Genomic DNA, 12,480 nt, shown 5'->3' with positions numbered 1-12,480 from the left:
GTCCAGGTTCACATAGCTGAACAGGCTTCCCTGCCGGGTGTCGGAGCCACGCATGGGACGGGTGTCGATTTCAGGAAATGTTGTGCTATTGTCGCATCATCAGGCAGCGACCGGCAGAGGGTTTTTCACCACCCTGTTAACGACATGGCGCAGCGTTTCAACACGGCCATTATCGTGGTGACGCATGACGAGAAGATCATCCCGACCTTCAAGCGCATTTATCATATTCGTGATGGCGTGACACAGGAGGAGCCGGGGGAAGGGCGGCAGGCATACTCGAATCCCTAGAGTATTGGCGATGTGCTTTATCAAGCGCATGAAATTTATATCGACTGGTATAAATCGCATTCTTTCATCCCGGGTTATTACTCAATCCGCCACCAGCACAATACGCTCCCCCATCTCACGCTTCTTCCGTTTCGCCAACGCATATTCCCGCCCCGCCAGTGACAGCCCCATGAAATCCCGTAACGTTGGCCCGTTATCCAGCCGCTTCGCCCCAAACAGAAAATCCGCCACCTCATGAAACCAGACCCGCCGTCCGATCCGTGTATACCAGCGCATGGCATGCCGGTAATCCGCATCCGGGTGGAATAGCATGCGCAGCAACACGCGGGGGCGGGCCTGCATCAGCACCTCAATCAGCTTGAACCAGACAAACACCCGCCAGGCCGGAACGGGAGCCTCCAGCACCTGATGCTTGTAATCCCAGCGGCGGGTGTCCGGCTGGATGACCCGTCGGTCGGCGACCGTGTCGTAGAACGGCGTCCAGCGGTGCGGGGTGGCATACAGCAGTTGCACCTGGTCCGGATCATAGCCCCGCAAATGCCGGAACGATTGCCAGAAATCTCGGTCGCTTTCTTCCTGAAAGCCGATTACATAGGTCGCCATGGAGACAATACCGTGTTGCCGGAGCAAACGGATGGCCTCCTGATCCTCGCGGATGCTGCCACCCTTGCGGATGGCCTTCAGGGTGTTCTCATCATAATTCTCGATGCCCAGCAGGAAGCGGATGACCCCCGCTTTCTTGTACAGGTGGAGGATATCCGCATCGCGCACGATATCGCCCGCGCGGGTGGAGCCAACCAGCAGCAAGGGCACATCCTCGGCAATCAGCGCCTCCAGAAAACGCCGCCAGGCCTTGCGCGAACCGGTGGGCAGTTCATCGGCGAAATTGATCAGTTCCACCCCGTGCTCGCGGTGCAGGCGGGCCAGTTCCCTGGCGAACTTTTCCGGGTCACGGTGCCGCCACTGTGTCCAGAAACCGCGCTGGCCGCAATAGTTGCACAAGTAGGGACAGCCACGCGAGAACTGCACCACCACCGCCCGTTTGCCGCCCCAGTAGGAATAATGGCGATGATCAATCAGCTCCCAGCCGACGCGGTAGTCGTCAAGGTTACGGATCATCGCGGCGGCCGGCGTAGCGATGACAGCACCGTCACGGCGGAACGCGATGCAGTCCACGCTTTCCAGCGGCGCGCCGTTTGCGATGGCCCGCATCACGCTGAGTGCCGTTTGTTCACCTTCACCACGCACGATGCAGTCAATAGCGGGATAGTCGCGCAAGATTTCATCCCAGTGGTAGGTGGGATGCACACCGCCGTAAACGACCATGACATCCGGCAGGCTGCGCTTGAGCAGCACGCACAGCTCCAGCACGGTCTGGTGCGCGGAACTGGAGCCGGAGTGGCCCAGCATCACCACATCCGGTCCCTTGGCGAGCAGGGCGTCAACAATATCAGGCAAGTTCATCGGGGCGAGTTCTGCGTCAATCAGGCTGACCTGGAACCCGGCATCGATCAGCGGTCCACCGATGCTGAGGAGGCCGAGAGGTGGCAGGTGTTCGCGGGGAATCCGGCTGCCGATGGCCGTGTGAGGCGGATTGACCAGGACGATGTTCAGCGGGGCGATGGTCTGTTTGTCGGGGTGGAAAATGCTGGTCATGGCGAATGTGTCCGTAAGCCGTTTGGGGGGTTGAGCGGACTATAGTCATGAACGCATGGCGGTCAGAAGGGGGCGTTGTGCGGTTTCACGGAGACTTCACCGGGGCTTCACGAAGCTGCCTCTGGTGAGGAACATGAAGGTATCATGCGCTTGTGGATACGGATGCCGGTATGCAGAATACCTACGTTCAGGATTGCATCATGATCTGCACGCTCAATGCATAACGATCATGTCCGAGACAAAGGCCCGCCGTATCCGGGGCGCTGTAAAACATCACACCCACTGGAGCATGAACATGCCCTTCGAACCCACCCTCGACCTTGGCCACGGCATTACCCGCATTGAATCCGGCATGGTGCGCGACGAGCTGGTCGCCTGTTATCTGGTGCAAGGCGGTGATGATTACGCGCTGATTGAAACCGGCACCAACAACAGCGTACCGCGCATCCTGGCGGTGCTGGAGCAGCGCAATATCCGTCCCGAACAGGTGAAGTATGTAATTCCCACCCATGTGCATCTGGATCATGCCGGGGGTGTAGGCGGGCTGATGCAGTGTTTGCCGGATGCGACCTTGCTGGTGCATCCCAAGGGCGCACGGCATCTGATTGAGCCGGGCAAGTTGAAGGCGGGTGCCATTGCCGTGTACGGCGAGGCGGAATTTGCGAAGGTGTATGGTGACATCATTCCGGTGGAGGCGTCACGGGTGCGCAGCATGGAGGACGGAAGCGAGGCGATGCTGGGTGACCGCAAGCTGGTGTTTCTGGATACGCCGGGGCATGCGCGGCATCATTTCTGTGTGTTTGATCCGGCGTCGAAGGGGGTGTTTACCGGGGATACTTTTGGGCTGGCGTATCCGGCGCTGACCACCGCGAAAGGGCCGTTCATTATCCCGACGACGACGCCGGTGCAGTTTGAGCCGGAGGCGTTGAAGGCGTCGATTCGGCGGTTGCTGGCGTTGCAGCCGGAGCGGATGTATCTGACGCATTATGGGGTGGTGGAGAATCCGCAGGCGCTGGGGGAACGGTTGTTGGGGCAGGTGGACGATTATGTGGCGCTGGCTTTGGCGGCGAGGGATGCCGGTGGGGCGGGGGATTTGGAGGCGCGGCTGGTGGCGGGGATGAGGGTTTATCTTTTCGGGCGTGCGCGGGGGCATGGTTGCCAGCAGAACGATGAGGAGCTGGAGGGGTTGTTGGGGATGGATTTACGGTTGAATGCGCAGGGGTTGGGGGTTTGGCTTGCCGGATTGAATTAGGTAACTTAGATTTCTATCAGTGTATGTTGCGCTATGTAAGGGGCTGAACATGGCTAACTTGACAATACGCAAGATAACTCTGGCAGCGCTGAGTCGCGATCTTGGGCTAACCAATGAGGACTGCGAGGTTATTAGGGGTTAGGCTGCATGGCTGTTCGCGTTCAAAACGCTGTATTCCGGACTGACATGACGTGAGCGATGCTCGCTATAAGCCACAGTAAGAAACCACACAAAAACGATGAGCAGCCATGCAAAGAAACGATGCATCGACGAACTGCGACGAGTGCGAATCAGGTGTATGAGTGCTGTTGCGTTGACGATCGCAAAGAGAAAGAGAAATGGTGCGACGCACAGCAGCCAATACAGACCATCCCCAGGACCACCAGGGAATCCTTGGTCTTCAGGAGTTGGCCAAAGAGCTACAGAGTTGCGCAAGTAGATCGCGATCCCAGAAACATTGGCGACGGCCCAAATTATGGCCCTGTTGCTCAGTGGCAAGACGTTCCCCATTGGTAGTGGAGAAATTTACGCGGAAAGATAAATGTGTCCGCCCTCATTATGACCGGAAATGGGTGTGGTTTTGGTACTACTTGGGGTAGAAGAAGATCGGAGTTTAATCGTGTTTTCTCCCGTGATCTGACCTTGCAACTATTGAACTTCATTAAGCAACTCTGGATGTCTGTCCAGCAAAGCCAACAATTTCAACAACGCAATCGGCGGCTTGGTTTTTCCATTCTCATAACGCGAAAAGGCGTTATCCCCGCCACCAAACAACCTGCCAGCCTCTTTCTGATCCAACTGGAGCTTTTTCCGAACCCGCATGATGAAGAAGGGGTCAGCAAGACTGCCATTGACCTGTTTATTGAACGCCAGCATCAACCCCGACACCCGCTCGGACTCCGCCAGACTCAACACGCTTTCATCGCAAGCAGGACAGAAATCCCCATCCACACCGGGAATGACCGTCGATTGCCCTTTGTAGGCATAAGGCAGATCACGAAAATCATGCACCAGATCAGCCGCGCCGCAAGCCGGACATTTCATGATTCATTCTCCAGTGCCTTGAAAGACACAATCAGCACATCATCAATAACGGTCAGTTTCAGATAGACCTGACCAACAGATGTTGTGGGACGGTAAACATCCTGCCAAACCTGATGATCCGCATGAGTCGTCATGCTCTTGTAGAAATCAGTCCGGTTCAGGGAATTCACAACGGCAATCATTCCGGTTACATCCAGTCCCAAACTCGCCGCACCACGAAGCGCTGTGCCGGTGACTCGAACTTTCCCCTCAGCAATCAATGTCTTGACCCTATCAAGCCGACAGTGTGGCGTACGCTTTTCCATCCCAACATCCAATGTTTGAGCACCGTTAAAAATAACCTAATGGGTTATATTTTGGCAAGTAGGTTCTATGAGAGCATGCCAGATATACTACCTTCCAGCCTTATCGATTCCGTCCTCACTCCGCCACCGTCCAATCAATCAACCTCTCCGTCAACTCCCCCAAAATCTCCTCCACCGCAACCCCCGCCGGCGGCCCCAACACCACCTGCAACAGCGTTCCGCCCATCAGCGTATTCATCAAAAACAACGACGCCGGCGACGAAAACACCCGGTAATGCGGCGCCGCCTCCCGATTCGACGTCACCGCCACCCGCAACAACATCGCCCCCAAATTCTGGAACGACTCCAGCTCGCGCGTAAACGGAACCTCGAACAGCATCACCCTGATCAACGCCTTGTCCCGCAACATCAACCGGTACGCCGCATCCACCGCAAACCGCACCCCCTCGCGGCCAGGCAGAGGAATGATCTCCTGCGCAATCGCCAGCATTCCCGCCAGCTGCTTGCGGATGCACCGTTCCACCACCTCAGCCACCAACGCATCCTTCCCCGGAAAATACTCATACACCGTGCCAATGCTTACCCCGGAAAGCTCCGCCACATGATTCGTGGTCAACCCGTGATAACCCCGCTCGCACAGAAGCTGAGCCGTCGCATCCAGCATGGCGTCCCAGGTGGCTTGTGAACGACCTTGGCGCGGGCGCTTTTTGGGCTCCAGATCAAAGGTCGGGTGTTTCAAAGGCGACTCCGGCGAGGGGTGGTATGGCAGTAGAGAATAACTGAGTTTTTGCTCAGGTTGGCATGCTGAACATCGGAACGGACCGTGCAGGTTCATCCATGCACCTTAAGCAATCTGTTGGGGTACTTTATAGGCATTAATCGTTTCATAGGAAACGTTTATTGCCTTACTCTTGTTCAAGTCGCATAATCATTCCTATTGGACACTTAAACTTCCAAAAGCATTCTTATGGGAACGCCAAACATGGAAACCCCGCTGCCATTGCCGGTAGAGCGAGCCATCCTCAAGCTGGGCAACGACATCTCGCTTGCCCGCCGCCGCCGTCATATCTCCCAAGCCTCTCTGGCCGAGCGCATGGGCGCATCCGTTTCCACCGTCCGCCGCATGGAAAAGGGCGATACCCGCATACCCATCCATTTTTATGCCCGCGCCCTGCATGTGTTCGGCGAAATCCGGGCGCTGGAACACCTGCTGGATACCCCCAACGACGACATCGGGTTGACGCTGATGGACGAACAACTGCCCAAGCGCATCCGCCGCAAACCGGCATCCTCGGGGGCCTTATGAAAGCCCAAGCCGAGTCGCAGCGCCGACAGGTCAAACTGTGTCTGGGCCGGGCAGGGGTCGACATTGGTACGCTGGTCTATGTACGGCAGGGGCGGCGCGCGCATAGCGCTGTTGCTTATGACGAACCTTGGCTGGCAAACCCGGACCGCTTTGCCGTATCCGCCGACTTGCCTGTGACACCGGGATACCAGACGCACAAGGCTGCTTCTGTGCACGACTCCGTCTTTCATGGCGCCATCGCCGACACCGCGCCGGATGCCTGGGGTCGACGGGTGATTGCCCGCGACCACGCCAAACGCCGCAAGGACAATCCCGGTCTGTCCGCACTAACCGAACTGGACTATCTGCTGGCGGTGGACGACTTCAGCCGGGTCGGCGCCTTGCGCCTGCGTGAACCTGACGGGTCATTCCTTCGTACCGTGGAGGAGGGTCGTCGCAACACACCGCCGTTAATCGAACTGGAACGGATATTCCAGGCCAGCCGGGCGCTGGAAAAGGGCAGTGAAACGGCGGCGGATTTGCGCTATTTGCAGGGCAAGGGCACTTCTTTGGGAGGCATGCGCCCCAAGTGCACGGTGCTGGACGAGGACGGCAGTCTGGCCATCGGCAAGTTTCCCAGCGTTGGCGATCTGCGAAGCGTGACACGCGGCGAGGTACTGGCGTTGAGGCTGGCAGCCAAGTCCGGAATTGACAGTGCGCAGGCTCGGATCGTGACGATCGGCGAAGTGCCGGTGGCGGTGATCCGCCGGTTTGACCGTGATCATGAACAAGGCCGTATTCCTTATCAGTCGGCGGCATCCCTGCTGCAAGCCTCGCGGGAGGAAGACCATAGCTATACCGAAATTGCCGATGCCATCAGGACTTTCGGGCATGCACCCACACAGGATTTGCAGCAGCTTTGGCGGCGAATAGTCTTCAACCTGCTGATCACCAATGTGGATGACCATTTGCAGAATCACGGCTTCCTGCATGTGGCGCGTGGGCAGTGGCGTCTGGCCCCGGCGTTTGATCTCAACCCCTTTCCAGATAAAGACCGGGAATCCAAGACCTGGTTGTCTGAACAGGACGGGCCGGTGACGGATCTGGAAATGCTGTTGGCCCGGTGTGGCTACTTTGCCCTGAGCAGGCCTCAGGCGGTGGCGTTGATTGCTGAAGTCAGCACGGCGGTGTCGGACTGGCGACGGGTGGCGCTGAGCCCCGAGGTCGGGTTGCTGGAGAGGGAACTTGAAGATTTCGCCCCGGCTTTTGAACACGATCAGCAGGAAGCCGCGAAGCTGTTACTGAAATAACCCACGTTCGCACAGAAGCTGAGCCGTCGCATCCAGCATCGCATCCCAGGTCGCTTGCGAACGCCCCTGGCGGGGCCGCTTTTTCGGTTCCAGATCAAAGACTTGATGTTTCAAAACACAACTCCGTGAAGGGCAGTTCGGCATCCGAGTACAACTGAGCATTTGCTCAGGTTAACATGGACAAAATCCAGACGGGTAGGGCGGCTGTATTCCCGCACGCATCCGAACCCAGCGCACCTCGAGAACGCCCTCCATGAGCCAGGAAGTCATCACCTATTGCCGCATCTGCGAACCCTTCTGCGGCATGGTCGCCACGGTGGAAAACCGCAAACTGGTCAGTCTGCGGCCCGACAAGGAACATCCGCTATCGCAGGGCTTTGCCTGCCCCAAGGGCATTGCCTACACGCAGGTGCAGAACGACCCCGACCGTGTCCTTTATCCCCTGAAACGCCAGCCCGACGGCCGCTTCACCCGTGTCAGCTGGGACGAGGCCATGGCCGATATCACCGAACGCCTGCGCCGCATCCACCGCAAACACGGCGGGGATGGCATTGCAGTCTACGGCGGCAACCCGGCGGCGCTCAACTACAGTCACGCGCTGTGGATGAATGTCTTCCTCAAGGCTTTGGGCATCCGCCATTTCTTCGGCCCCGGCACGCAGGACACCAACAGCCGCTTTGTCGCCAGCCACCTGCTATACGGCAGCCTGTTCACCGTGCCGGTGCCCGATATCGACGCAGCGGAACTGGTGGTGATTCTGGGCGCGAATCCGGCGGTGTCGCACGGCAGTCTGGTGAACATGCCGCGCATGATGGACAAGCTGCACGCCGTGACCGAACGCGGCGGCCGGGTGCTGGTGATTGATCCCCGGCGCACCGAGACCGCCCGCGAGTTTGAATGGCAGCCGATTGTGCCGGATGCCGATGCCTGGCTGTTGCTGTCGCTGCTGCATGTGCTGTTTGCCGAAGGGCTGGCCGACCAGCGGGCGCTGGCGACGCAGGCCACCGGCGCGCGGGCATTGCGGGAACTGACGGCCGCTTTCCCGCCCGAAGATACCGCTGCCCTGACCGGCATTCCGGCCGGGGTGGTGCGTGATCTGGCGCGGCAGTTGTCGCAAAAACGCGCTGTGGTTTACAGCCGGTTGGGAACCTGCCTGGGCAGTAGTCCCACGCTGGCCAATTTCCTGCTGGATGCGGTGAACCTGGTGTCCGGCAACCTCGACCGTCCGGGCGGCTGGGTGTTTGGCAATCCGCCCATTCCCTTGCAGAAGATCGTTGCGCCGTTGATGTCCTACGGCAAGTGGCACAGCCGCATCGGCAGTTTCCCGGAAGTGATGGGTATGGAACCGGCGGCGAACATGGCTGCGGAAATCACCACGCCCGGCAAGGGACAAGTGCGGGCGCTGATTGTCTCGGCGGGCAATCCCGTACTGTCCACGCCCGGCGGCGGCAAGCTGGCTGAAGTGCTGGACCAGCTGGAGCTGATGGTGTCGATCGACCTCTACCAGAACGAAACCAACGCCCATGCCGACTACATCCTGCCCGGTGTCGCCATGTACGAGCGCGAGGATTTCCCCATCTTCAGCATGGGGCTGTATGTGCAGCCGTTCATGCAGGCCACGCCCGCTGTGGTGCCGCCCGCCGGGGAAGCCCGTCATGAGTGGATGGTGTACGAGGAACTGGCGCGAAGTGTGCTGCCGGAAACCCTGCGCAATGCGGTTTCCCAGGTCCGGGAGAAAGGACTGGGGCCCACACCGCGTCTGATGCTGGACAGTCTGATCCGGCTGGGTTACGCGGGTGATCGCTGGGGGCTGCGCCGGGAAGGACTGAATCTGGACACACTGCTGCAGCGTCATCCCCACGGCCTGAAGTTGGCCGAGCGCCCCACCACGGGCCAGTTGCACAACGTGGTGCGTCACCGTGACCGCAAGGTGCATCTGGACCATCCGGAAATCCGCGAGGAAGTGCGCCGCCTGCAAGCGCGACGGCCCGACCCGGATTACCCGTTGTACCTGATCGGCCTGCGCGAACTGCGCTCGGAAAACTCGTGGATGCACAACCCGCCCGCCTTGCGCGCCGCCCGGCCGCCGCACGCGGCGCGTATCCATCCCGATGACGCCGCTGCGCTGGGGCTGCTGAACCGGGGCCGGGTGCGGCTGGTGTCGCCATGGGGAGCCATTGAACTGCCGGTGCTGGTTACGGATGAAGTCAGTCAGGGCGTGGTGGCCGTGCCGCATGGCTGGGGGCATAAAGGGCAGGGTGGCTGGGCCAACGCCAACCGCGACGGTGGCGTCAGCGTCAACGACCTGATGGGCACACGACCCTCTGCACTGGACCCGCTCTCGGGCATGTCGCACCTGTTCGGGGTGCGCATCCGCGCCGAGCATGTTCCTGCTGAACCTGAATCACACGCCGTCGCGGCGCTGGAAGCCGGAGCCTGACATGCCTTATGTGATTGCCGCGCCCTGTGTGGCCGATTATTCCTGTGTGGAAGTATGCCCGGCGCAATGCATCGCGCCGCTGCCGGACGATGCCGCCTTCGATCGCACCGAACAGCTGTTCATTGACCCCGACCGCTGCATCGATTGCGAAGCCTGCGTCGCGGCCTGCCCGGTGGGGGCCATTCACGAAGCCTCGCGCCTGCCAGATAAATGGGAACACTACCGCGCCATCAACGCCGCGCATTTCGGGAGAAAGCCATGAACCGTCCGCTGCGCATCGCCATTGTCGGGGCCGGACCGGCCGGGATGTACGCCGCCGGGCATTTGCTGGAAGGGGCCGGTGGCACCTGGCTGGACGGCCGCCTTCAACGGCTGGTGAACCGTCCGGTGGAAGTCGATATGTTCGAGCGACTGCCGGTGCCGTGGGGGCTGTTGCGGCATGGTGTGGCGCCGGATCATCCGGACAAGAAACAGGTACAGCAAGTGTATGAAGACATTGCCGCGCGGCCGGGGTTCCGGTACTTCGGGAATGTTGAACTGGGTGTACACATCCACGCCGGGGAACTGGCGGAATGGTACGACGCAGTGATACATGCCGTCGGTGCTTCCGGTGACTCCGCACTGGGGATTCCGGGGGAATATCTGCCCGGTTCGTTATCCGCGCGGGAGTTTGTCGCCTGGTACAACGGGCATCCGGATTACCGGGATCTGGCAGTCGACCTTTCTGCGGAACGGGTGGTGATTGTCGGCAACGGCAATGTCGCCATGGATGTAGCGCGCATTCTCAGCCAGTCGCCGGACGCGCTGGCGAAAACCGATATCGCCACGCATGCACTGGAAGCCTTGCGGCACAGCCGGGCGCGGGAAGTGGTGTTGCTGGGACGACGGGCGCATGTCCATGGCGCGTTCAACAATCCCGAACTGGAGGAACTGGGGGAATTGCCGGGGGTGGATATTGTCGTCGATACCGGCGGTCTGGATGGGACACATGAGTCACTGCAAGGCCTGACTGATACCGCTACCCTCCGTAAAATCACGACGTTGCAGCGCTTGGCGGAGCGCCAGCCCAAAGAACATCCCCGACGCATTGTGCTGCGTTTCCTTAGCTCGCCGGTACAGGTGCTTGGGGAAGGGCGCGTTCAGGGCGTGAAGGTTGCCCGTAACCGGCTGGAACGGGATGAAGCCGGTCAATGGCGGGCATTATCCACCGGGGAAGTGCAGCAACTGGATTGCGGTCTGGTGATGCGCGCCATCGGCTTCTTTGGCCAACCGCTGCCCGGTCTGCCGTTCGATGCGGTTCGCGGGGTGGTGCCGAGTGAGGAAGGCCGGGTGTTGCAGGGCGGTCAGGTATTGCCTGGTCACTACGTCACCGGCTGGATCAAGCGCGGTCCGCGCGGCATCATCGGCACCAACAAGAAGTGTGCGCGGGACACGGTGCGCTCCTTGCTGACGGATGCAGACGCCGGGCGGTTGCCGACTGCCGGAACGCTGGATGCCGCCGCCGTGGAAAATCGAATACGGGAGCGGCAGCCGGACTACGTCAGCCAGTCAGAATGGTTGCGGCTGGATGATGCGGAACGGCGGGCAGGGCGGCTGGAAGGAAGGCCGAGGATGAAGCTGACTCGGGTGGAGGAAATGCTGGCGGCGGCACATCCTCCGCAAGGCTAATACCAACCCTAATCCGGTACACCTGAAGTCCCCTTGGAAAGGGGACGGCGCAAAGCGCCGGGGTTTTATCCCGGCACCCTCACAAACACCTTGCCGTTTTCTTCCGAAGTCTCATACACCGTCAGCGGTTTCGGATCCTTGCCCATCGCCACCAGCTTGTGCGACCACTTCGGCAGCGGCACCCCGGCAAAAGCGTTGCACCACTCCACGTTCTGCCCGGTGCAGACATCGAATTTCGCACCATGCCAAGGGCAAGTCACCACACCGTCCTTGACCGTGCCCTTGGCCATGGGCATGCCCATGTGCGGACATTTGTTGATGAAGGCTTGGACCTGACCATCGATGCGGGTCACCAGCAGCGACGCGCCGTTGGCTTTCACGGCCAGCAACTGGTTGTCGGTCACGGCGCCCGAGAGGGCAACTTCAATCAGCGGCATGGGGAGCTCCGGGGCATGGGAAGAGAAAGAAAGTCATCAGCAATACCCGCTTACCCTAACAAACAATTCGATATTATGCAAAGTATCGTATTGATTCAGGGTTAGATACCGGTGAAGCGCCCCCGTCAGTCATGCACCGGGGGCTGTTCCTTACACCATTCAACCCAACCCGAAAGCCGGTGAAATACTCTTCAGCCAGGCGTCCAGCCGCTGCTCGGTCAGACCGCTCTGGTTGTCCAGATCCAGCGCCAAGCCCACAAAGCGGCCGTCCACCACCGCGTCGGAGTGCTCGAATTCGTAGCCGTCGGTAGGCCAGTCCCCCACCAGGGTGGCCCCTTGCTGCTTCAGGAAGTCATAGAGAAGGAACATGCCGTCCAGGAACTCATGCCCATAGCCCACCTGATCGCCCAAGCCGTAAATGGCCACGGTCTTTCCGCTGAAATCCGCGCCTTCCAGCTTGGCCACAAACTCCTCCCAGCTTTCGCTGTCGCAATCCGCCGACATGCCGGGCAACTGCCCGTCGCCCAGTGTGGGCGTGCCAAGGATCAAATACTCGTAGGCCATCATGCCTTCCACCGTGGTGCGATTCACGTTCAACGGATCGGCCATGGTGTCGTCGTCATAGCGCTTCTTGATCAGCTTGGCGACCTTACGGGTTTTGCCGGTGTTGGTGCCGAAGAAGATTCCTATTCTGGCCATCATCTACCTCTACTGGATTCGGGAAGGGGTGTTTGCTTTACGGCAGACGGTCATCGCCAGCCCTAAGGCTATTAAGCAGGAAGCAGGCCAACCAGA

General features: G+C 59.7%; 13 protein-coding genes and 1 pseudogene. 7 read left to right on the top strand and 7 right to left on the bottom strand.

Annotated elements, in window-relative coordinates; all coding sequences use genetic code 11:
- Positions 1 to 288 (top strand): annotated as a pseudogene (locus tag Q7T36_RS03500) (hypothetical protein); the annotation flags it as partial.
- Positions 289 to 369: 81 nt separating this feature from the next.
- Here the strand turns inward: Q7T36_RS03500 and bchE are convergent.
- A complete protein-coding gene (bchE, locus tag Q7T36_RS03495; RefSeq protein WP_304844076.1) occupies positions 370 to 1,944 on the bottom strand; it encodes a magnesium-protoporphyrin IX monomethyl ester anaerobic oxidative cyclase in 1,575 nt (524 codons plus the stop codon).
- A gap of 295 nt (positions 1,945 to 2,239) precedes the next feature.
- Between bchE and Q7T36_RS03490 the strand changes: the two genes are divergently transcribed.
- The gene (locus tag Q7T36_RS03490) at positions 2,240 to 3,196 is read left to right on the top strand and encodes an MBL fold metallo-hydrolase (RefSeq protein ID WP_304844073.1); all 957 of its coding nucleotides are present in this window, start codon (positions 2,240 to 2,242) and stop codon (positions 3,194 to 3,196) included.
- A gap of 138 nt (positions 3,197 to 3,334) precedes the next feature.
- On the opposite strand, the gene Q7T36_RS03485 is transcribed toward Q7T36_RS03490, so the two are convergent.
- The 4 genes from Q7T36_RS03485 to Q7T36_RS03470 all read right to left on the bottom strand — a co-directional run bounded on the left by Q7T36_RS03485 (position 3,335) and on the right by Q7T36_RS03470 (position 5,284).
- Complete coding sequence (locus Q7T36_RS03485; RefSeq protein ID WP_304844071.1) at positions 3,335 to 3,694, bottom strand: hypothetical protein; 360 nt, start codon at positions 3,692 to 3,694, stop codon at positions 3,335 to 3,337.
- A gap of 150 nt (positions 3,695 to 3,844) precedes the next feature.
- The gene (locus Q7T36_RS03480; RefSeq protein ID WP_304844069.1) at positions 3,845 to 4,240 is read right to left on the bottom strand and encodes a type II TA system antitoxin MqsA family protein; all 396 of its coding nucleotides are present in this window, start codon (positions 4,238 to 4,240) and stop codon (positions 3,845 to 3,847) included.
- Positions 4,237 to 4,545 carry a type II toxin-antitoxin system MqsR family toxin gene (locus Q7T36_RS03475; protein WP_304844067.1) on the bottom strand — a complete coding sequence of 103 codons (309 nt, stop codon included), beginning with the start codon at positions 4,543 to 4,545 and terminating at the stop codon, positions 4,237 to 4,239. The genes Q7T36_RS03480 and Q7T36_RS03475 overlap by 4 nt, the downstream gene beginning before the upstream one ends.
- A gap of 115 nt (positions 4,546 to 4,660) precedes the next feature.
- Positions 4,661 to 5,284: a TetR/AcrR family transcriptional regulator gene (locus tag Q7T36_RS03470; RefSeq protein WP_304844065.1), complete on the bottom strand. Its 624-nt coding sequence runs from the start codon at positions 5,282 to 5,284 to the stop codon at positions 4,661 to 4,663.
- 243 nt (positions 5,285 to 5,527) lie between these two features.
- Between Q7T36_RS03470 and Q7T36_RS03465 the strand changes: the two genes are divergently transcribed.
- The 5 genes from Q7T36_RS03465 (at position 5,528) to Q7T36_RS03445 (ending at position 11,248) form a co-directional block, all read left to right on the top strand.
- Entirely contained in the window at positions 5,528 to 5,851 is a 324-nt protein-coding gene (locus tag Q7T36_RS03465) for a helix-turn-helix transcriptional regulator (protein ID WP_304844062.1), read from the top strand.
- Positions 5,848 to 7,140: a type II toxin-antitoxin system HipA family toxin gene (locus Q7T36_RS03460; RefSeq protein WP_304844059.1), complete on the top strand. Its 1,293-nt coding sequence runs from the start codon at positions 5,848 to 5,850 to the stop codon at positions 7,138 to 7,140. The genes Q7T36_RS03465 and Q7T36_RS03460 overlap by 4 nt, the downstream gene beginning before the upstream one ends.
- Positions 7,141 to 7,393: 253 nt before the next feature.
- The gene (locus Q7T36_RS03455; protein WP_304844057.1) at positions 7,394 to 9,580 is read left to right on the top strand and encodes a molybdopterin-dependent oxidoreductase; all 2,187 of its coding nucleotides are present in this window, start codon (positions 7,394 to 7,396) and stop codon (positions 9,578 to 9,580) included.
- Between the two features lies 1 nt (position 9,581).
- Positions 9,582 to 9,842 carry a ferredoxin family protein gene (locus tag Q7T36_RS03450; protein ID WP_304844055.1) on the top strand — a complete coding sequence of 87 codons (261 nt, stop codon included), beginning with the start codon at positions 9,582 to 9,584 and terminating at the stop codon, positions 9,840 to 9,842.
- Positions 9,839 to 11,248, top strand: a complete 1,410-nt coding sequence (locus Q7T36_RS03445) for an FAD-dependent oxidoreductase (protein WP_304844052.1) — start codon at positions 9,839 to 9,841, stop codon at positions 11,246 to 11,248. The genes Q7T36_RS03450 and Q7T36_RS03445 overlap by 4 nt, the downstream gene beginning before the upstream one ends.
- A 65-nt stretch (positions 11,249 to 11,313) precedes the next feature.
- Here the strand turns inward: Q7T36_RS03445 and Q7T36_RS03440 are convergent, their stop codons facing one another.
- Complete coding sequence (locus tag Q7T36_RS03440) at positions 11,314 to 11,685, bottom strand: Rieske 2Fe-2S domain-containing protein (protein WP_304844050.1); 372 nt, start codon at positions 11,683 to 11,685, stop codon at positions 11,314 to 11,316.
- A gap of 159 nt (positions 11,686 to 11,844) precedes the next feature.
- The gene (locus Q7T36_RS03435) at positions 11,845 to 12,387 is read right to left on the bottom strand and encodes a flavodoxin (RefSeq protein ID WP_304844047.1); all 543 of its coding nucleotides are present in this window, start codon (positions 12,385 to 12,387) and stop codon (positions 11,845 to 11,847) included.
- Positions 12,388 to 12,480: the final 93 nt, after the last annotated feature.

It is taken from the genome of Fluviicoccus sp. (genome assembly GCF_030646115.1).
In the GTDB taxonomy this organism is placed as follows: domain Bacteria; phylum Pseudomonadota; class Gammaproteobacteria; order Pseudomonadales; family Moraxellaceae; genus Fluviicoccus.
Note: the sequence above shows the minus strand (reverse complement) of the source record. Positions and strands in the feature narration are given on the sequence as shown.

Bases quoted from the DNA above. Each gene is read 5' to 3' on its own strand.
- bchE (WP_304844076.1), bottom strand. From the start codon at position 1,944: ATGACCAGCATTTTCCACCCCGACAAACAGACCATCGCCCCGCTGAAC.
- Q7T36_RS03490 (WP_304844073.1), top strand. From the start codon at position 2,240: ATGCCCTTCGAACCCACCCTCGACCTTGGCCACGGCATTACCCGCATT.
- Q7T36_RS03480 (WP_304844069.1), bottom strand. From the start codon at position 4,240: ATGAAATGTCCGGCTTGCGGCGCGGCTGATCTGGTGCATGATTTTCGT.
- Q7T36_RS03475 (WP_304844067.1), bottom strand. From the start codon at position 4,545: ATGGAAAAGCGTACGCCACACTGTCGGCTTGATAGGGTCAAGACATTG.
- Q7T36_RS03465 (WP_304844062.1), top strand. From the start codon at position 5,528: ATGGAAACCCCGCTGCCATTGCCGGTAGAGCGAGCCATCCTCAAGCTG.
- Q7T36_RS03460 (WP_304844059.1), top strand. From the start codon at position 5,848: ATGAAAGCCCAAGCCGAGTCGCAGCGCCGACAGGTCAAACTGTGTCTG.
- Q7T36_RS03455 (WP_304844057.1), top strand. From the start codon at position 7,394: ATGAGCCAGGAAGTCATCACCTATTGCCGCATCTGCGAACCCTTCTGC.
- Q7T36_RS03450 (WP_304844055.1), top strand. From the start codon at position 9,582: ATGCCTTATGTGATTGCCGCGCCCTGTGTGGCCGATTATTCCTGTGTG.
- Q7T36_RS03445 (WP_304844052.1), top strand. From the start codon at position 9,839: ATGAACCGTCCGCTGCGCATCGCCATTGTCGGGGCCGGACCGGCCGGG.
- Q7T36_RS03440 (WP_304844050.1), bottom strand. From the start codon at position 11,685: ATGCCGCTGATTGAAGTTGCCCTCTCGGGCGCCGTGACCGACAACCAG.
- Q7T36_RS03435 (WP_304844047.1), bottom strand. From the start codon at position 12,387: ATGATGGCCAGAATAGGAATCTTCTTCGGCACCAACACCGGCAAAACC.